The 19,205-nt window shown below is 52.0% G+C and carries 21 protein-coding genes; 12 read left to right on the forward strand and 9 right to left on the reverse strand.

Annotated features, from left to right (window positions below; all coding sequences use genetic code 11):
- The first annotated feature begins 108 nt into the window (after positions 1-108).
- From waaA to coaD, 3 genes are read left to right on the forward strand one after another with little or no spacing between them, the layout of a single operon-like run.
- Positions 109-1,383, forward strand: coding sequence for a lipid IV(A) 3-deoxy-D-manno-octulosonic acid transferase (gene waaA, locus EYY67_RS15395; protein WP_131693830.1), 1,275 nt, complete (start codon positions 109-111; stop codon positions 1,381-1,383).
- Positions 1,383-2,150: a glycosyltransferase family 2 protein gene (locus EYY67_RS15400; protein WP_131693831.1), complete on the forward strand. Its 768-nt coding sequence runs from the start codon at positions 1,383-1,385 to the stop codon at positions 2,148-2,150. Before waaA ends, EYY67_RS15400 begins: the two co-directional genes overlap by 1 nt.
- A 6-nt stretch (positions 2,151-2,156) precedes the next feature.
- The gene (gene coaD, locus EYY67_RS15405; protein ID WP_095924102.1) at positions 2,157-2,639 is read left to right on the forward strand and encodes a pantetheine-phosphate adenylyltransferase; all 483 of its coding nucleotides are present in this window, start codon (positions 2,157-2,159) and stop codon (positions 2,637-2,639) included.
- Positions 2,640-2,647: 8 nt separating this feature from the next.
- On the opposite strand, the gene mutM is transcribed toward coaD, so the two are convergent.
- From mutM to radC, 4 genes are all read right to left on the reverse strand, one after another.
- On the reverse strand, positions 2,648-3,457 hold the full coding sequence (gene mutM, locus EYY67_RS15410) for a bifunctional DNA-formamidopyrimidine glycosylase/DNA-(apurinic or apyrimidinic site) lyase (RefSeq protein ID WP_131693832.1): 810 nt from the start codon (positions 3,455-3,457) through the stop codon (positions 2,648-2,650).
- A gap of 141 nt (positions 3,458-3,598) precedes the next feature.
- A complete protein-coding gene (rpmG, locus tag EYY67_RS15415; protein WP_004392084.1) occupies positions 3,599-3,766 on the reverse strand; it encodes a 50S ribosomal protein L33 in 168 nt (55 codons plus the stop codon).
- A gap of 11 nt (positions 3,767-3,777) precedes the next feature.
- A complete protein-coding gene (gene rpmB, locus EYY67_RS15420) occupies positions 3,778-4,014 on the reverse strand; it encodes a 50S ribosomal protein L28 (RefSeq protein ID WP_004931195.1) in 237 nt (78 codons plus the stop codon).
- Positions 4,015-4,279: 265 nt separating this feature from the next.
- Positions 4,280-4,960 carry a RadC family protein gene (radC, locus tag EYY67_RS15425; protein ID WP_095924100.1) on the reverse strand — a complete coding sequence of 227 codons (681 nt, stop codon included), beginning with the start codon at positions 4,958-4,960 and terminating at the stop codon, positions 4,280-4,282.
- Positions 4,961-5,144: 184 nt separating this feature from the next.
- On the opposite strand from radC, the gene coaBC reads away from it, so the two are divergent.
- The 3 genes from coaBC to slmA all read left to right on the forward strand — a co-directional run bounded on the left by coaBC (position 5,145) and on the right by slmA (position 7,566).
- Positions 5,145-6,362 carry a bifunctional phosphopantothenoylcysteine decarboxylase/phosphopantothenate--cysteine ligase CoaBC gene (gene coaBC / locus EYY67_RS15430; RefSeq protein ID WP_162928605.1) on the forward strand — a complete coding sequence of 406 codons (1,218 nt, stop codon included), beginning with the start codon at positions 5,145-5,147 and terminating at the stop codon, positions 6,360-6,362.
- A complete protein-coding gene (gene dut, locus EYY67_RS15435; RefSeq protein ID WP_013577627.1) occupies positions 6,340-6,798 on the forward strand; it encodes a dUTP diphosphatase in 459 nt (152 codons plus the stop codon). Before coaBC ends, dut begins: the two co-directional genes overlap by 23 nt.
- Before the next feature lie 171 nt (positions 6,799-6,969).
- The gene (gene slmA, locus EYY67_RS15440) at positions 6,970-7,566 is read left to right on the forward strand and encodes a nucleoid occlusion factor SlmA (RefSeq protein ID WP_013577628.1); all 597 of its coding nucleotides are present in this window, start codon (positions 6,970-6,972) and stop codon (positions 7,564-7,566) included.
- Positions 7,567-7,634: 68 nt separating this feature from the next.
- On the opposite strand, the gene pyrE is transcribed toward slmA, so the two are convergent.
- Positions 7,635-8,276: an orotate phosphoribosyltransferase gene (pyrE, locus tag EYY67_RS15445; protein WP_131693833.1), complete on the reverse strand. Its 642-nt coding sequence runs from the start codon at positions 8,274-8,276 to the stop codon at positions 7,635-7,637.
- Between the two features lie 83 nt (positions 8,277-8,359).
- Positions 8,360-9,076, reverse strand: coding sequence for a ribonuclease PH (rph, locus tag EYY67_RS15450; RefSeq protein ID WP_131693834.1), 717 nt, complete (start codon positions 9,074-9,076; stop codon positions 8,360-8,362).
- A 126-nt stretch (positions 9,077-9,202) separates the two neighbouring features.
- Here rph and EYY67_RS15455 point away from each other — a divergent pair, with 126 nt between their 5' ends.
- Together EYY67_RS15455 and dinD are read left to right on the forward strand one after the other, a co-directional pair.
- Positions 9,203-10,066, forward strand: coding sequence for a YicC/YloC family endoribonuclease (locus tag EYY67_RS15455; RefSeq protein WP_095924097.1), 864 nt, complete (start codon positions 9,203-9,205; stop codon positions 10,064-10,066).
- 145 nt (positions 10,067-10,211) lie between these two features.
- Positions 10,212-11,036 carry a DNA damage-inducible protein D gene (gene dinD / locus EYY67_RS15460; protein WP_131693835.1) on the forward strand — a complete coding sequence of 275 codons (825 nt, stop codon included), beginning with the start codon at positions 10,212-10,214 and terminating at the stop codon, positions 11,034-11,036.
- 90 nt (positions 11,037-11,126) lie between these two features.
- Here the strand turns inward: dinD and fabF are convergent, their stop codons facing one another.
- Together fabF and EYY67_RS15470 are read right to left on the reverse strand one after the other, a co-directional pair.
- Positions 11,127-12,401, reverse strand: a complete 1,275-nt coding sequence (gene fabF / locus EYY67_RS15465) for a beta-ketoacyl-ACP synthase II (RefSeq protein WP_095924095.1) — start codon at positions 12,399-12,401, stop codon at positions 11,127-11,129.
- Positions 12,402-12,543: 142 nt separating this feature from the next.
- The gene (locus EYY67_RS15470; RefSeq protein ID WP_131693836.1) at positions 12,544-13,164 is read right to left on the reverse strand and encodes a TetR/AcrR family transcriptional regulator; all 621 of its coding nucleotides are present in this window, start codon (positions 13,162-13,164) and stop codon (positions 12,544-12,546) included.
- Between the two features lie 343 nt (positions 13,165-13,507).
- Here EYY67_RS15470 and EYY67_RS15475 point away from each other — a divergent pair, with 343 nt between their 5' ends.
- Entirely contained in the window at positions 13,508-14,125 is a 618-nt protein-coding gene (locus tag EYY67_RS15475) for a trimeric intracellular cation channel family protein (RefSeq protein ID WP_095924093.1), read from the forward strand.
- A 20-nt stretch (positions 14,126-14,145) separates the two neighbouring features.
- On the opposite strand, the gene ligB is transcribed toward EYY67_RS15475, so the two are convergent.
- Positions 14,146-15,843 carry an NAD-dependent DNA ligase LigB gene (gene ligB / locus EYY67_RS15480; protein ID WP_131693837.1) on the reverse strand — a complete coding sequence of 566 codons (1,698 nt, stop codon included), beginning with the start codon at positions 15,841-15,843 and terminating at the stop codon, positions 14,146-14,148.
- A gap of 278 nt (positions 15,844-16,121) precedes the next feature.
- On the opposite strand from ligB, the gene gmk reads away from it, so the two are divergent.
- From gmk to spoT, 3 genes are read left to right on the forward strand one after another with little or no spacing between them, the layout of a single operon-like run.
- A complete protein-coding gene (gmk, locus tag EYY67_RS15485; RefSeq protein WP_112289301.1) occupies positions 16,122-16,745 on the forward strand; it encodes a guanylate kinase in 624 nt (207 codons plus the stop codon).
- 54 nt (positions 16,746-16,799) lie between these two features.
- Positions 16,800-17,075 (forward strand): DNA-directed RNA polymerase subunit omega, encoded by a 276-nt coding sequence (gene rpoZ / locus EYY67_RS15490; protein WP_015699238.1) that lies wholly within the window; start codon positions 16,800-16,802, stop codon positions 17,073-17,075.
- A 19-nt stretch (positions 17,076-17,094) separates the two neighbouring features.
- Positions 17,095-19,203: a bifunctional GTP diphosphokinase/guanosine-3',5'-bis pyrophosphate 3'-pyrophosphohydrolase gene (spoT, locus tag EYY67_RS15495; protein ID WP_120509389.1), complete on the forward strand. Its 2,109-nt coding sequence runs from the start codon at positions 17,095-17,097 to the stop codon at positions 19,201-19,203.
- Positions 19,204-19,205 lie beyond the last annotated feature (2 nt).

The raw sequence follows: 19,205 nt of genomic DNA on the forward strand, positions 1-19,205 counted from the left end.
TGACATGATGAGTCGATCGCACTTATCTGATACCATGTGCCAATCTATCCGCCGGGACTATTTTCGCTATATGAAATTGACTTTCCCTAACGCAACGCCTCATAAAAGATGAATATTTTTTATAATATAATCATATATTTAATTCAGCCATTGATTTGGATCCGTTTGCTGTTGCGCAGCCGCAAGTCGCCTGCATACCGTAAACGCTGGGCTGAACGTTATGGCTTCTGCAAAGGGAAGGTTGTCTCCGGCGGCATTATGCTGCATTCAGTCTCCGTGGGTGAAACACTGGCGGCAATCCCGTTAGTCCGCGCCTTACGCCACCGTTATCCGTCGTTGCCCATCACCGTGACCACGATGACACCGACCGGTTCGGAGCGCGTGCAGTCCGCGTTCGGCAAAGGCGTGCATCACGTTTATCTGCCTTATGATCTGGCAGGATCGGTCAACCGCTTCCTGGATGAGGTCAACCCGAAGCTGGTGATCATCATGGAAACCGAGCTTTGGCCGAACCTGATCAGCGCCCTGCATCGCCGCAAAATTCCACTGGTGATCGCCAATGCCCGCCTTTCTGCCCGTTCAGCGAAGGGATATCAGAAGCTGGGTAAATTCATCCGTACCATTTTGCAACGCATCACCCTGATCGCCGCACAGAATCAGGAAGACGGCGAACGCTTCCTGTCTTTAGGGTTGAAACGCAATCAGCTCGCGGTCACCGGCAGTCTGAAATTCGATATCTCTGTCACGCCGGAATTAGCCGCCAAAGCCATCGCATTGCGCAGCCAGTGGGCGTCACGCCGTCAGGTATGGATTGCGACCAGCACGCATGAAGGTGAAGAAACCTTGCTGCTGGAAGCGCACAAAGAATTACTCAAAACGCACCCGAACTTGCTACTGATTCTGGTACCACGCCACCCTGAACGTTTCCCGGTCGCGTGCGACCTCACCCGTAAAGCGGGTCTGTCATTCATTCAGCGCAGCTCAGGTGAAGTTCCTTCTTCGGCTACGCAGGTGGTGATTGGCGATACCATGGGTGAACTTATGCTGCTGTACGGCATTGCCGATCTGGCATTTGTCGGCGGCAGTCTGGTGGAGCGTGGCGGGCATAATCCGCTGGAAGCAGCCGCACATGCGATCCCGGTACTGATGGGGCCACACACCTTTAATTTCAAAGACATCTGCGCCAAACTGGCTCAGGACGATGGCCTGATCACCGTGACCGACACGGCGTCGCTGGTGAAAGAGATTTCCACCCTGCTGACGGATGAAGATTATCGTCTCTATTACGGGCGTCACGCGGTCGAAGTGCTGCATCAGAATCAGGGTGCATTGCAACGCCTGCTGCATTTACTGGAGCCTTATCTGCCTGTCCGGAGTCATTAATGGCTGATAAAAAGCGTTTATCCGTCGTGCTGATTGCCCGCAATGAAGCGGATTTGTTGCCGGAATGCCTGGAATCAGTGGCCTGGGCAGATGAAATTATTCTGCTCGATTCCGGCAGTGAAGATGCCACGCAGGACGTTGCCCGTCGCTACGGCGCTAAAGTCTTTCAGAACACCGTCTGGCCAGGGTTTGGCAAACAGCGCCAGCTGGCGCAAAGTCATGCCACCGGCGACTACATTTTGATGATTGATGCCGACGAGCGCGTCTCCCCTGAATTACGCCAGTCCATCGAAAACGTTCTGCATACCCCGCGCGATAACACTGTTTATAGCCTCGGGCGCAGTAATTTTTTTCTCGGAAGATTCATGCGCCACAGCGGCTGGTATCCTGATCGCGTCAACCGCCTGTATCCTGCCGCTTTCCGCTATAACGATGATCTGGTGCATGAATCACTGAAGACGGAAAATGCCAGCGTGATCCCGTTGCAGGGTGACTTGTTGCATCTCACCTGCCGCGACCTTTTTGTTTTCCAGCGTAAGCAGCTTAGCTATGCGCAGGCATGGGCGGAGCAGCGTCACCGGCAAGGCCGCCGTTGCAGCTTCTTCTCGATCATTTCGCATACGCTGGGCGCCTTCAGCAAAACCTGGATCCTGCGGGCTGGGTTTCTGGATGGAAAGCAGGGGTTGATCCTGGCGGGCGTCAATGCACAATATACGTTCAATAAATATGCCGCCCTGTGGGCACTCAGTCACCAACTGCAAAAGTGAGCCATCATGAGCACTAAGGCAATTTATCCCGGTACGTTTGACCCGATGACCAACGGGCATCTTGATATCGTCACCCGTGCGGCGCTGATGTTCGATCACGTCATTCTTGCGATTGCCGCCAGCCCGGGCAAAAAACCGATGTTTACCCTGGATGAGCGCGTGGCGCTGGCAACACAGGTCACCTCGCATCTGGATAACGTCGAGGTCATTGGTTTCAGTGATTTGATGGCGAATTTCGCCAAAGCACAGGGGGCTAACGTGCTGGTACGCGGATTACGTGCGGTGTCTGATTTTGAATATGAGATGCAGCTGGCCAATATGAACCGCCATTTGCTGCCGACGCTGGAAAGCGTGTTTATGATGCCTTCGAAAGAATGGTCGTTTATCTCCTCTTCACTGGTCAAAGAAGTCGCCCGCCACGGCGGGGATATCACCCCCTTCCTGCCACAGGTTATTACTCAGGCACTGATGGAAAAAATCAGCGCCTGAATCATGCGTTAGCGCTGACAGCGCGGGCAGAAAAACGTGGTGCGCTGAGCGTGTTTTTTACTCTCAACAGGCGTACCACATGCCCGGCAAGGATCGCCAGCCCGTCCGTATACCTGCAATTCCTGCGCAAAATATCCCGGCTTTCCATCCGACTGTAAAAAGTCTTTCAGCGTCGTCCCGCCCTGTTCAATAGAGCGTAGCAATACCGCTTTAATCGTTCTCACCAGTAATTCCGTCTCATCACGTTTGAGCGAATGAGCAGGTCTGTCAGGTGAAATACCGGCAACAAACAAGGACTCGCTGGCGTAGATATTCCCTACCCCGACCACCAGTTTGTTGTCCATCAGCCAGGGTTTGATCGGCGATTTTTTTGTGCGCGATTTCTCAAACAAATACTCTGCTGTGAAATCTTCGCTTAACGGCTCCGGCCCCAGATGCGCCAGAACATTACTGGCCGCCAGATCAGCAGACCACAACCAGGCACCAAACCGTCGCGGATCGGTATAACGCAGCACATGTCCGGTATCCATGACCAGATCAACATGGTCATGTTTGCCTGCTTCTGTTTCTTCCGGCAGTACACGCAAACTGCCGGACATACCCAGATGGATGATGATCCAGCCGGTTTTCAGCTCGACCAGCAGATATTTTGCCCGGCGCTGCACACTCAGAACGGGCTGATCGCTTAACGCTAAGATTTCCGCCGAGACAGGCCAGCGCAGGCGTGGATTGCGCACGATGGCATGCAGTATCGTGTGACCTTTCAGATAGGGTTCAATCCCTCTGCGGCTGGTTTCAACCTCAGGTAATTCCGGCATAATTTCCCCTTGAGCAGAATCGTTTACAGAGTGTGTCGCAGTCGTCGATATCAGGCAAATAAAAGTCACGCCGAATGAAAACCACAAAATTCAGGCAATAAAAAACCCGGCCGGAGCCGGGTTTTTAGCAATCCACTAAAATTATTTAATTTTAGCTTCTTTGTAGATCACGTGTTGACGGACAACTGGATCGAATTTCTTCAGTTCCAATTTTTCCGGCTTAGTACGCTTGTTCTTCGTGGTGGTATAGAAGTGACCAGTACCAGCAGAAGAAACCAGCTTGATCTTCTCGCGAACACCTTTAGCCATGATGCAGTTCCTTAATACTTCTCACCGCGGGCACGCAGATCGGCCAAGACCGTCTCAATACCCTTCTTATCGATAACACGCATACCTTTAGCAGATACACGCAGAGTTACAAAGCGCTTCTCAGCCTCAACCCAAAAACGGTGGGAGTGCAGGTTCGGCAGAAAACGGCGTTTGGTCGCGTTCATTGCGTGGGAACGGTTGTTACCGCTCACCGGGCGCTTGCCAGTAACTTGGCAGACTCGGGACATGTCTATTCTCCAAAAATCAAATCAGCTCGAGCTTCGTATAGGGTATGGCCGCCTCGTCAGGCTTTTAGAGCCCATCTCAGCAAACTCCACTGAGAACCGACTCACTGTCGTCGGGTAAAAACCAATTCATCAGGTTAGAAACCTGCTGAGATAGGCTCTTAACGCCAAACCCAAGATTCTCAAAGGTGGCGTAGTATACGCTCTGTAGCGTAAGTGCTCAAGTCCCGAACAGCTAAAGATCCCAAAGGATCTTCAAAAAACGACGCTAAATCCAGCCGCGTTCGGCAAAAGATACCGTTTCTCCGTGACCTACAACCAAATGGTCAAGGACACGAATTTCCAGCAGCTGGCACGCTCGGATAATCTGTTCAGTCACTTTTCTGTCCATCAGACTGGGCTCAGCCCGACCGGATGGGTGATTATGCGCCAGAATTAGGGCTGCCGCATTAACCTTCATCGCACCACGAACAATTTCGCGGGGATACACTTCTACGTGCCCAATAGTACCAGCAAACATCTCCTCATGGCGAATAACGCGATGCTGGTTGTCGAGAAAAAGTACCAGAAATACCTCTCTTTCCCGAAAAACGAGCAAATTCTGCAAATATTCCCTGATGACCTCGGGGCTTAGCATCGCATTTTCGGCACTCAGGTGACGCAAATAGGCGCGGCGTGATAATTCAGACACCGCCACCAGCTGCGAAAACTTGGCGACGCCCATCCCTTTCGTACGCGCCATGGCCTCAAAATCGGCCATCAGTAATTTATGCAATGAACCGAATTCTTCCAGCAGGTTCTTTGCCAGATCCATCACATGTAATCCCCGGCATCCTGTACGCAGATAGATCGCCAGCAATTCCTGATCTGTCAGTTCCTTCGCACCCTGCTGCAACAATTTTTCCCGTGGTGGCATCATTCCCGGCCACTGGTCTGCTTGTTTCGTCATCCTGACTCCTTTTTCGCCGCGATTGTGGCACAACATTCCTTCCGCTAAGACGCTCACTGAGTAAGCTTGCGAGACGTTACGCAAAATTTTTATTCTTCAGATTTCGGCGCATCGCCAATAGCTGTCATCATTCCCCGTTATGCTAAAATGTCGCTTCTTTCAGCTTTCAACCAATCGGACAATGATGATGACGGGACTTTCCGGCAAACATATTGTGCTCGGTATCAGCGGTGGTATCGCTGCCTATAAAGCACCAGAACTGGTACGTCGCTTACGTGAAAGAGGCGCAGAAGTCCGCGTCGTCATGACTGAAGCGGCGAAATCCTTCGTGACGCCGTTGAGCCTGCAGGCAGTGTCTGGCTATCCGGTGTCTGACGACCTGCTTGATCCGGCTGCCGAAGCGGCGATGGGGCATATCGAATTAGGCAAATGGGCCGATTTAGTCATTATCGCGCCCGCGACGGCGGATTTGCTGGCCCGCATGAACGCTGGCATGGCCAATGATCTGCTGACGACGGTGTGTCTGGCGACAGCGGCACCGGTCGCCGTGCTGCCTGCAATGAATCAGCAAATGTACCGCGCTGCGGTGACGCAGGAAAATCTGCAAAGCCTGACGGCACGCGGCACGTTAGTGTGGGGTCCGGACAGCGGCAGTCAGGCTTGCGGCGATGTTGGCCCGGGACGCATGCTGGATCCGCTGGTGATTGTTGATATGGCGAACAGCCATTTTTCTGCGCGCAAGGATCTGGCACATCTGAACATTATGGTCACCGCAGGTCCGACGCGCGAGCCACTGGATCCGGTTCGCTTCATCAGTAATCACAGCTCCGGAAAAATGGGTTTTGCGATAGCCAAAGCCGCCGCTGAACGGGGTGCTAACGTGACGCTGATCGCCGGACCGGTATCGCAGCCGACACCCGCTAATGTCCGCCGTATTGATGTGGAAAGCGCGCTGGAGATGCAGCAAGCCGTCCGGCTTTCAGCAGCCTCGCAGCAGATTTTCATTTCCTGTGCCGCCGTGGCAGATTATCGTGCGGAACGCATTGCAGATGAGAAAATCAAAAAGCAAGGCGATGAAATCACCGTAAAAATGATTAAGAACCCTGACATTGTTGCCGGTGTTGCGGCCATGACAGAAAACCGCCCTTACGTCGTGGGGTTTGCCGCTGAAACCCAGAATGTGGAAGAATACGCGCGGCAAAAAAGGATCCGCAAGAATCTGGATCTGATCTGCGCCAACGATGTTTCACTTGCCGGGCAAGGTTTCAACAGTGATTCCAATGCTTTGCATCTTTTTTGGCAGGACGGGGATAAAATCTTACCGCTCAGCGATAAGTCCCTGCTTGGCCAACGTTTATTAGAAGAGATTGTCAGCCGTTATGATGAAAAAAATCGACATTAAAATTCTCGACCCGCGCATCGGTTCGACTTTCCCTTTACCGGCTTACGCGACACCAGGGTCGGCGGGTCTGGATTTACGCGCCTGTCTGGATGCGTCGGTTGAACTGAAACCGGGCGAGACTACGCTGCTGCCAACAGGTCTGGCTATCCATATTGGTGATGCTAATCTGGCGGCGGTAATTCTGCCGCGCTCCGGTCTGGGCCATAAGCATGGCGTCGTGCTGGGCAACCTGGTCGGCCTTATCGATTCTGATTATCAGGGCCAGCTGATGGTATCGGTATGGAACCGCGGTCAGACGACCTTTGTTATCGAACCGGGCGAGCGTATTGCTCAAATGGTGTTTGTGCCTGTTGTTCAGGCAGAATTCAATCTGGTGGAAGATTTTGACGCCAGTGAACGCGGCGAAGGGGGCTTTGGCCACTCAGGTCGCCAATAAGAACCTGTTCAGCACCGCTGATTCTGACGCGATATTGAACAGATCCTTATCACTATCAGACCGTCACAACGCGAAGGGAACGAAATAAGCCGCAGGATCACAGCGATTCATGCGGCAGTTGTGCGGTTTCTCCATGATTTTAGCCGTTTTTTAGCAAGGGTCTATTCAGACATGGCAGAGAAAGAAACGACAAAAAGGAACAGGCGCGAAGAGATTTTGCAGGCATTAGCGCAAATGCTTCAGTCCAGCGATGGCAGCCAGCGGATCACGACTGCAAAGCTCGCCGCCAGCGTAGGTGTTTCAGAAGCAGCTCTTTATCGTCATTTTCCCAGTAAAACGCGGATGTTTGACAGCTTAATCGAGTTTATCGAAGACAGTCTGATCACCCGTATCAATCTCATCCTGCAGGATGAAAAGGATACGCTGAACAGAATACGTCTGATTTTGCTGCTGATTTTAGGGTTTGCAGAACGTAATCCGGGGCTGACCCGCATTATGACCGGTCACGCCCTGATGTTTGAACAGGATCGCCTGCAAGGCCGCATCAACCAGCTTTTTGAGCGAATTGAAGCGCAACTGCGTCAGGTGTTGCGGGAAAAGAAAATGCGTGAAGGCAGCGGATTCATCAGTGATGAAACCCTGCTTGCCAGCCAGTTACTGGCCTTTTGCGAAGGGATGTTGTCGCGTTTTGTACGTTCGGAATTCAAGTACAAACCGACTCAGGACTTCGATACCCGCTGGCCGCTCATCTCTGCTCAGTTGCAATAAAGGCACGCCGCAGAGTCAGACGTCAGATATCAAAAAGGGCCGAAAGGCCCTTTTGTTTTCATCAGCGGTTATACGCCGTAAGTCTGCTGGTAAGTCCGGACCGCCGCCAGATGGTCAGCCATTTCGGTTTTCTCTTCCAGATACTCAATCAGATCAACCAGTGTAATGATTGAAATCACTTTACAGTGATAGTCACGCTCCACTTCCTGAATGGCAGAAATGTCCGCGCGTCCACGTTCCTGGCGATCCAGAGAAATCAATACGCCTGCCAGCGTGGCTTTGTTGGCATTGATGATTTCCATCGATTCACGGATAGCAGTGCCAGCGGTGATCACATCATCCACCAGCATGACGCGCCCCTGCAACGGGCTGCCGACCAGTAAGCCGCCTTCGCCGTGATCTTTTGCTTCTTTACGGTTAAAGCAATACGGCACGTCACGTTCATGATGTTCAGCCAGCGCAACGGCCGTGGTCGTGGCAATAGGAATACCTTTGTAAGCCGGGCCAAACACTAAATCAAAATCAATCTTGGAATCCACCAATGCTTCGGCATAAAAACGTCCCAGTAACGCCAGATCACGGCCAGTGTTAAACAAACCGGCATTGAAGAAGTAAGGGCTGATACGCCCGGACTTCAGGGTAAATTCACCGAATTTCAAAACCTGTTTGTTCAGTGCGAACTCAATAAACTGGCGCTGATAGGCTTTCATTGATGGTCTCCTAGATAATGTCTTATTTCTCATTGTCAGCCCGCAGGCCATAAAAAAGGCGACTTCTCAGTCGCCTTAAAAAATTATTCCGCCAGCGCCGCTTTCTGCGCCTGGAAGATGGTGTCGATTCCCCCTCTGGCGAGGGCAAGCAAACCGAGCAGTTCTTCATGGCTGAACGGCTCGCCTTCGGCGGTGCCCTGCACCTCAATCATGCGGCCATCTTCCATCATCACCACATTCATATCGGTTTCAGCTGCCGAGTCTTCGACATACTCAAGGTCGCACAGCGCTTCGCCTTTCACGATGCCGACTGACACTGCCGCCACCATACCTTTCATCGGGTTAGCTTTCAGTTTACCTGTCGCCACCAGCGCGTTCAGCGCATCGGCCAGAGCAACGCAAGCCCCGGAAATAGACGCCGTACGTGTGCCGCCGTCAGCCTGCAATACGTCGCAGTCGAGCGTAATAGTAAATTCACCCAGCTTTTTCAGGTCTACCGCAGCACGCAGGGAACGGGCAATCAGACGCTGGATTTCCAGAGTACGGCCACCTTGTTTGCCTTTTGCGGCTTCACGCGCATTACGCGTATGGGTAGAACGCGGCAACATGCCGTACTCTGCGGTGATCCAACCTTGTCCCTGACCTTTCAGAAAACGCGGAACACCTTCCTCCACCGTCGCGGTACACAGCACTTTGGTATCACCAAACTCCACCAGCACGGAACCTTCAGCGTGTTTAGTGTAATGGCGGGTCAGTGTTACGGGGCGCACTTGTTGTGCATTTCGGCCAGCTGGACGCATGGATAGTTCTCCGGGTCGCGATTCGTGTTTGGCTGCGCATTATACGGACTTCGCGAGGTAATGCCTATCATGACCCGCCCGTGGAGGCTATAATCGCTGCATCTTTACATTAACAGGTACGCATACATGATCCGTAGTATGACCGCTTATGCCCGACGCGAAATTAAGGGTAACTGGGGCAGCGCAGCGTGGGAACTCCGCTCGGTAAACCAACGTTATCTCGAAACTTACATCCGTCTGCCCGAGCAATTCCGCAGCCTGGAGCCGGTTGTCCGTGAGCGTATTCGCGCCCGACTGACCCGCGGTAAAGTCGAATGTAATTTGCGTTTTGACCTCGACCCGAGCGCGCAGAGCACGCTGCAACTCAATGAAAAATTGGCGAAGCAACTGGTGGAAGCCGCGCAATGGGTGAAAATGCAAAGTGATGAAGGCGAAATCAATCCGCTGGAAGTCCTGCGCTGGCCGGGTGTGATGCTGGCTGAAGAACAAGATCTGGACGCCATCAGTACTGAATTGCTGCTGGCGCTGGAAACCGCGCTGGACGATTTCATCAGCGCACGCGAAAGCGAAGGCGCCGCACTGAAAACGATGATCGAACAACGCCTCGACGGTGTGAGCGCAGAAGTGGTGAAAGTCCGCGCCCAGATGCCAAATATTCTGCAATGGCAGCGCGAGCGTCTGGTCAGCAAGCTGGAAGACGCGCAGGTACAGCTGGAAAATACCCGTCTTGAGCAGGAACTGGTGCTGATGGCACAGCGTGTGGATGTGGCTGAAGAGCTGGATCGTCTGGAAGCGCACGTCAAAGAAACGCACAAAATCATGAAGAAAGAAGAAGCCGTTGGCCGTCGTCTTGATTTCATGATGCAGGAATTTAACCGCGAGTCGAACACTCTGGCCTCAAAATCGATCAATGCCGACGTCACGACATCAGCCATCGAGCTGAAAGTGCTGATCGAACAAATGCGCGAGCAGATTCAGAATATTGAGTAAATCTTCATTAATTATGAAGCATCGGTACCCCGAGAAGCCCGTCTACAGACGGGCTTTTTAATTTTCACGCGCTATCATAAAGGCGCTGTAAAATTCGCCATTCCGGGCATTGGCTACCGGCATCATTTGCGATAGGGAGATTAAAATGAAAAAGAACCATCAACCTTTTGAAGAACTTCGCCAGCACAGCAATGACAACAATGAATATTGGTCAGCAAGAGATCTGGCCCCGTTGCTGGATTATAGAGATTGGCGTAACTTTCAAAATGTTCTATCCAGAGCGGCGCAAGCTTGTGAAACCAGCAATCAACAGTTAAGCGACCATTTCGTTGATGCCACCAAAATGGTAATTCTTGGTTCCGGAGCACAACGTGAATTAGAGGACATTCACTTGTCGAGGTATGCATGTTATCTGGTTGTCCAGAATGGTGACCCCGGCAAACCCGTCATCGCAGCCGGACAGACTTACTTCGCCCTCCAGACCAGACGGCAAGAGCTGGCGGATGACGCTACGTTTAAACAGCTGAGAGAAGATGAAAAGCGTTTATTCCTGCGTAACGAACTAAAAGAGCACAATAAACAATTGGTTGAAGTCGCTCAACAGGCAGGAGTAGCAACAACGCTGGACTTTGCCGTGTTTCAGAATCACGGCTATCAGGGGCTGTATGGTGGGTTAGACCAAAAAGCTATCCATCAGCGTAAGGGGCTCAAAAAGAGTCAAAAGATCCTCGATCATATGGGATCCACTGAACTGGCCGCCAACTTGTTCAGAGCAACTCAGACAGAGGAGAAATTGCGACGCGATCAGGTGGATTCAAAAGAACAGGCTAATCAGACACATTTTGATGTGGGTAGTAAGGTTCGGAAAACAATCGAAGAATTAGGCGGAACCATGCCGGAAAATCTCCCCGCTCTGGAACACAGCATCAGGCAAATTGAATCAGCGGCAAAGCGTCTGAATAAAAAATAACGACAACGGGTTCATTGCCTCACGCACAAAAAAAACGCCTCCGGTCATCAAAACCCGAGGCGTTTTTTTATGCTTTAACGAAGAGAGAAATTAATCTTCCCAGCGTTTCAACAGCACGCAGGCATTCACGCCACCGAAACCAAAGCCATTTGACAGGGCATAGGTAATGTCATGCTTTTGCGCGGTATTACCCACGATATTCAGACCCGCAGCCGCTTCATCTTTGTTTTCCAGATTCAGCGTCGGAGGAACGATTTGGTCACGCACGGCCAGAATGGTGAAAATGGTTTCCAGCCCGCCAGCCGCGCCCAGAAGATGGCCGGTCGCAGATTTGGTGGACGTCACCGCCAGCTTACCGTCGGTTCCGAACAGGGTTTTAATCGCATTGATTTCACCCAGATCGCCCACCGGCGTAGAGGTAGCATGAGCATTCAGGTGCTGAACATCTGAAGGCTGAATGCCTGCCTGACGCAGGGCGATTTTCATCGCGCGGCCCGCTCCGTTGCCGTCTTCCGCACCGGAAGTCATGTGATAAGCGTCACCGCTGGTGCCGTAACCGACAATCTCAGCCAGGATTTTGGCTCCACGCGCTTTCGCATGTTCCAGCTCTTCAATGACCAGCATGCCTGCGCCTTCACCCATGATGAAACCATCGCGTGCGCTGTCGAACGGACGGGATGCTTTCTCAGGATGATCTTCATGGCCGGTAGACATGGCTTTTGCCGCCGCGAAACCGCCCAGGCTGACAGTATCGATAGCCGCTTCAGCACCACCGCAAAGTGCAACATCCGCTTCATCGTTGCGGATCAAACGAACAGCATCACCGATGGCCTGAACACCCGCCGCACAAGCCGTGACCGGTGCACCAATCGGGCCTTTGAACTGATGTTTGATGGAAACCTGACCCGCCGCGAGATTCACCAGGAATGAAGGAATGGTGAAAGGCGACAAACGTTTGGCACCACGGCTGTCGTTGGTACGCACCGCATGGGCAATCGCCGGGAAGCCACCAATACCGGAACCGATGACCGTTGCAGTACGTTCCTGTTGTTCAGGGGTTTCCGCTTTCCAGCCAGCATCAGCAACAGCCATATCGGCAGCAGCCATCGCGAACAGAATGAAACGGTCCATTTTTTTCTGGTCTTTCGGTACCACGAACTGATCCGGATCGAAGCCTGATTCAGGGTCCTGCTCTTTCGTTTGTACCTGACCACCGATTTTCACGCTCAGGGTTTCAACAATTTCTTCCGGCAAAACGCGGATACCAGACTGACCGGCCAGCAGACGCTTCCAGATAGTTTCGATATCACAGCCCAGAGGACTCACAGCCCCCATGCCGGTAATAACCACTCGACGATGAGTCATAAAACATTCCTCTCTGTCTGTTTAAGACGTAAGTTTCTGCCGGGACTTCTGCAAACCTGACAAAAACGGGTTTCAGCGAATAAGGCTGACAGTATGTGACGAATTACGATTTTGTAAACCCGTAACCAAAAATTTTTCGTGGCTACTTTGCCAGACTGCGCAACACCAGACTGGTGATGGCCTGAACGCGTTCTTCAAGCTGTTCCGGTGTTTTTTGTTCCAGCAATAACGGATGAGAAAACGGCGTCGTCACACTGGTGATCGCCATACATACCTCATCCAGCGGCGTTTTACGCTCAAACTCACCGGATTCCCGCCCGTCAGTGACCACTTTTTCCACGATGCTGTACATCATCGCCCGATGATTAAGTGTCGACTTCCATTGTTGTGCGGAGGCTGTGGCCGCCAGATCATGCAATTTTCTATCCTGAAAGAAGAGCTCCAGACTACGTGTCAGCAGTGTTTTAAAAATAGATCGCAGGCGCAGAGTTGCACTTTGGTGGCTTTGCGCAATAAGCATCAGTGCATCATCTATCTGTCCCACACGCTGTGAACAAATGGCTTCGCCAATCGCCTGTTTCGACTCAAAAAACTTGTAAATATAAGCACTTGAAACACCAATCGATTTGGCCAGATCGGCGACCGACGTTTTGGCGTAACCATACAGGCGGAAGTGCTCAAAAGCCGCATCAATGATTTGCTCGCGCCGTTCATGCTCGGCAGGTCCACGCTGTGTTAACGCAACCGGAATATCGGGCTTCATACACTCCTCCGGGCTGATAAAACAATTATGCAGTGCGTCAATGAGTGACGATTTCAATTAATCGTAACTTATAAACGACGAAAATACACCTCTGATGAAAAAGAGACGTCAGCCATATATGTGAGGGGAATGACCAGATAAACACGCAATCGCGCTTTTTCTAATCTAAAATAAACCGACATTCTGTCTCATCCTTAAGTACTGGGCTGAATATCGGATATTCGCATTAGATTTAATAATGTCAAAATCAATCTAAAAGAAAAACTCAGTCGAGAGCTGAAGAAAAACGCATTACTCTGCGCGGCTACCGCTTTCTCATTACTGATTTGTCTGGCGTACATCCATGTTACTCACCGTTCTTTATATTATCGGGATCACCGCAGAAGCCATGACCGGTGCCCTTGCCGCCGGACGCCGGAAAATGGACTCCTTTGGGGTCATTATTATCGCGTCTGCGACGGCTATTGGCGGGGGTTCTGTCCGTGACATGTTGCTGGGCCATTATCCTTTGGGCTGGGTTAAGCATCCGGAATACATTGTGATCGTGGCTATCGCGGCACTCATGACCACCTGGCTTGCCCCACTGATGCAACATCTTCGCCGGCTCTTCTTAGTGCTTGATGCCTTAGGTTTAGTGGTGTTTTCAATCATCGGGACACAAGTCGCACTCGATATGGGGCATGGTGCCATCATCGCCTCTGTCTGTGCCGTCATCACCGGCGTTTTTGGCGGCGTGCTGCGGGATATGATGTGTAATCAGATCCCGCTGGTCTTTCAGAAAGAAATTTATGCCGGCGTTTCATTTGCCTCTGCCTGGGTTTATATCGGGCTGCAATATTTCTCTCTGCCGCACAATCTGGTGGTGATTATCACGTTGCTGGTCGGCTTTACCGCCCGACTGATCGCATTACGTTTCCGCCTTGGGTTGCCGGTCTTCAATTATCCGCACTCTGACCACTGATCTGCCCCGCGGGTTTTCAGTTAGCGGAAAGCAGGCAATTGCGCCTGCTGTAACGCCCCGGTGATTGCCATGACAGCCGGGTGATGTATAAAGTCAAAAACCTGAGCGGCTCTTTTTTCCCCCATTCCTGCGGCCTTTGCCCAGTCGTGAGACGTCAGTTGTTTCAATTGGCTCCAGCCCTGCTGTTGCCCGGCAAATTTCAGGGCATAAGAAGGAAATCCCAGCGCGGACAGCCAGTGTCGCAAGTCCTTCTCCCTGGCAAAGTGAATCTGTGCCATCAGTTTTTGCGCCTGTTTAACTCCGATTCCCGGAACCGCAGCCAGGTCTTTTTCATTCAATGCTAACCAGCTGATCAGGGAGTCGGCAGGAATTGCATCCAGCAACTTTTGCCATGTCGCCCCGCCAAATCCTGCCATATCCAGGGCTTCAGGGCCGCTGAGCCAGATAAGACGTGAGAGAAATTGCGCCGCACAACCCGGACCGGGCGTAAAACAGGAAAAGGCGTTATAACGCTGCGGATCGGGCAATGACACCGGCGAACGCTCACTGACCCGCCATGTCACTTCATCAAGACGCGGGATCCCCTGCCCTGCCAGTGTGATGGCAACCTGATCACCGGGAAGCACATCCCATTGCCTGAAACGACTGACGGACCCCACACTCACCTTACTGACTAACTTATCGTCCAGCCTCAGAGGGTTCAGGTTGAGGATGACCGTCACCTTCCCGCTTCGCCCTGTCGTCGTCGTGATGCCGGTAACATCAGTAAGCTGTCTGGCGGGGGGGTATTTCCAGGCGACAGCCCATGTGGGAGGCGTATTTTGCCAATATTTTCCCGCTGGCTCTTCTTCCTGACGGATGACGACACCATCAGTAGCAAAAGGTAATGCCTGGCGGAACCAGTGCTCGCGCCATTTTTCTACCTCTTCCGGTGTGCTGACCGGCAGCGTGAACTGAGCAACAACCGGAAATCCGAACCGGCTCAGTTTCTCAAGATGGTCTGACATAAGGATCGGCCCATCCGGCCACGACCAGATAAACACACCCACCTGTTTCAGGATGTCAGAAGCCGACGTACGCCGCATTGCACCCGCGACTTTTGATCTGGCATTCATGCCACCATCGACACTTTGCTGATGACCGGTCATCTTCAGGTAAAGCTCGCCCTGCAGCACTAACTCCGGGCTCACGTCCGGAATGGTGAGGGGGATCGCCGGTATTGATGCGGCTTTCGACGTCCAGTTTTGTCCTTTCTCACCGTTCCCCCGGCTGATCAATGCAGCCAGTTGCCCGTACCGGTAAACCAGCGACACCGCCACGCCATCGATTTTGGGCTGAATACTGAGATTCTTTCGTCCCTTCATCCAGTTCGAGACGGCCTGTTTATCTTTCATTTTATGCAGGCCGGTATGGGCGACCGGATGCGGAAATTCAGCAGTATCACCGGCGGGCACGGTCACTTCGGGCACAGGCTGGCTGGCACACTGTAGCCAGACACGTTGTTTCTGACGTAACTGGTCATAGACCGAATCTTCTATCGGGCTGCTGCCGGACTGATGATAAGCCGTATCCCATCGGGTCAGCTGATCCGTGAGATGGCGGGTTTCCTGCGACAAGCGTGACGATGACCAGGCCGGACATTCCTGCGGCGGCATATCCTGACCGGACACAGAGAAAGTAAAAGAGAACAGGCAGATAAGAAAAATGAACTGGCGCATAGGCACCTCCTTGTGACCGCCAGTAAACGCGGGTATGGCGTTTCCCGCCACTGGCATCACCGGTTCTTGCGAGATGCTTTCCGGGTTATTTCATCTGTTGCAGTAACGAAGAAAAAATTTGGAATGCGGCACGTAAATCTGTCAGGAAAGGCTATTTTCTCGGGTGAAGTTGCGATGAAATACGTCTGGGCGCTGCACCGAATGCGGCGAGCGTGTATACTGTGCGAGAGATCACTCTTCGCATACTTCCTATCAACCCATTCAGTTGAAACGTCATCATGGTTCAAGGCACGCTATATATTGTCTCCGCCCCTAGTGGAGCAGGTAAATCAAGTCTGATTCAGGCTTTACTTAAAACACAACCGCTCTACGACACACAGGTTTCTATTTCTCATACCACCCGTTCAATGCGACCGGGCGAGAAACACAGCGAACATTACTTCTTTGTCTCTAAAGAAGAGTTTCGCGAGATGATTGAACGTGATGCCTTTTTAGAACACGCAGAAGTTTTCGGTAATTACTACGGCACTTCGCGTGAAACCATTGAGCAGGTTTTAGCTTCTGGTGTGGATGTTTTCCTGGATATCGACTGGCAAGGCGCTCAGCAAATCCGGAAAAAAATGCCTCAGGCACGCAGTATTTTTGTATTGCCGCCATCCAAAGATGAGCTTGACCGCCGCCTGCGTGGCCGCGGTCAGGACAGCGAAGACGTTATCGCAAAACGTATGGCACAAGCTGTTGCGGAAATGACGCACTTTGCTGAATACGACTATTTAATTGTGAATGATGATTTTGATCTGGCGTTATCGGATTTAAAAACCATTATTCGCGCCGAACGTCTGCGTCTGAGCCGTCAGCGGCTCCGTCATGACGGATTAATCACCAAACTATTGGCAGACTGAAGTCACTTTCAGTATTATGCCCAGTCTTTCGTCACCCTGTGGAGTAGCACATATATGGCACGCGTAACTGTTCAAGACGCTGTTGAGAAAATTGGTAACCGTTTTGACCTGGTGTTGGTGGCTGCTCGTCGCGCACGCCAACTGCAATCTGGTGGTAAAGATCCACTGGTCGCTGAAGAAAACGATAAATTCACCGTTATTGCCCTGCGCGAAATCGAAGAAGGCCTGATCACTAATCAGATCCTCGACGTTCGTGACCGTCAGGAGCAACAAGAGCAGGAAGCCGCAGAGATTCAGGCAGTGACTGCCATCGCTGAAGGCCGTCGTTAATTAACGAAACGGATCTCACTTGTATATCTTTGAAAGCCTGAATCAACTGATTCAAAAATACCTGCCGGAGGAGCAAATTAAGCGCCTCGTGCAGGCTTACCTCGTGGCGCGGGATGCGCACGAGGGGCAAACACGTTCCAGCGGTGAGCCGTATATTACTCACCCGGTGGCCGTGGCCTGTATTTTGGCTGAAATGAGGCTCGATCATGAGACTCTGATGGCGGCGTTATTACACGACGTTATCGAAGACACGCCTGCAACTTACCAGGATATGGAACAACTGTTTGGCAAGAGCGTTGCTGAGCTGGTTGAAGGCGTTTCAAAGTTAGACAAGCTGAAGTTCCGCGATAAGAAAGAAGCACAGGCGGAAAACTTCCGCAAAATGGTCATGGCGATGGTGCAAGACATCCGCGTCATTCTGATCAAACTCGCTGACCGTACCCATAACATGCGCACGCTGGGCTCTTTGCGCCCGGATAAACGTCGCCGCATTGCCCGCGAAACGTTGGAAATTTACAGCCCGCTGGCACACCGTTTGGGTATTCATCACCTGAAAACCGAGCTCGAAGAGCTGGGCTTCGAAGCACTCTATCCAAACCGTTATCGCGTCATCAAAGAAGTGGTGAAAGCCGCGCGTGGTAACCGTAAAGAGATGATCCAAAAAATCCTCTCTGAGATAGAAGGCCGTTTAACCGAAGCCGGTATTCAGTGCCGTGTCAGTGGCCGCGAAAAACACCTGTACTCTATCTATTGCAAAATGCACCTCAAGGAACAGCGTTTCCATTCCATCATGGATATCTACGCCTTCCGGGTGATCGTTAAAGACCTCGATACCTGCTATCGCGTGTTAGGGCAGGCTCATAGCCTCTACAAACCGCGTCCGGGTCGGGTCAAAGATTACATCGCAATCCCAAAAGCCAACGGCTATCAATCTTTGCATACCTCACTTATCGGCCCGCACGGCGTGCCGGTTGAAGTGCAGATCCGTACTGAAGATATGGATCAGATGGCAGAGATGGGGGTTGCGGCTCACTGGGCTTATAAAGAGAACAGTGAAACCAGCACGACGGCGCAGATCCGCGCTCAACGCTGGTTGCAGAGTTTGCTTGAGCTGCAACAAAGCGCAGGCAACTCCTTTGAATTTATCGAGAGTGTGAAATCGGATCTGTTCCCGGATGAGATTTATGTCTTTACCCCGGAAGGTCGTATCGTCGAATTGCCTGCGGGCGCGACGCCGGTCGACTTTGCTTACGCAGTGCATACCGATATCGGCCATGCCTGTGTGGGCGCGCGCGTTGACCGCCAGCCTTATCCGCTTTCACAGCCGCTCACCAGCGGTCAGACTATCGAAATCATTACCGCTCCGGGTGCCCGTCCGAATGCCGCCTGGCTGAACTTTGTTGTCAGCTCGCGCGCTCGTGCCAAAATTCGCCAGATGCTTAAAAACCTGAAACGTGATGATTCCGTTTCACTTGGCCGTCGTCTGCTGAATCATGCGCTGGGCGCCGGTAAAAAACTCTCAGATATTCCGCCGGAAAACATCAAAAACGAGCTGGATCGCATGAAGCTCGCCGCGATGGATGACCTGCTGGCTGAAATCGGCCTCGGCAATGCCATGAGCGTGGTGGTTGCCAAAAATCTGATGGGTGACCAGTCTTCAATGGCCACGTCCGGCACCCGCAATCTGCCGATTAAAGGTGCAGATGGCGTGCTGATCACGTTCGCAAAATGCTGTCGTCCGATCCCTGGTGACCCGATCATTGCGCACGTCAGTCCGGGTAAAGGTCTGGTGATCCACCATGAATCCTGCCGTAATATTCGTGGCTATCAGAAAGAACCTGAGAAATTCATGGCCGTTGACTGGGATGACCACCAGGAAACCGATCAGGAATTTATCGCTGAAATCAAAGTCGATATGTTCAACCATCAGGGTGCACTGGCGAACCTGACCGCAGCGATCAATGCGGCACAGTCGAACATTCAGAGTCTGAGCACTGAAGAAAAAGACGGTCGCGTCTACAGCGCCTTTATCCGCCTGACGACCCGCGACCGCGTTCATCTGGCGAATATCATGCGTAAAATTCGTATCATGCCGGACGTCATCAAAGTTACCCGCAACCGAAACTGATT

The organism is Rahnella victoriana, assembly GCF_004330295.1.
GTDB classification, from domain to species: domain Bacteria; phylum Pseudomonadota; class Gammaproteobacteria; order Enterobacterales; family Enterobacteriaceae; genus Rahnella; species Rahnella victoriana.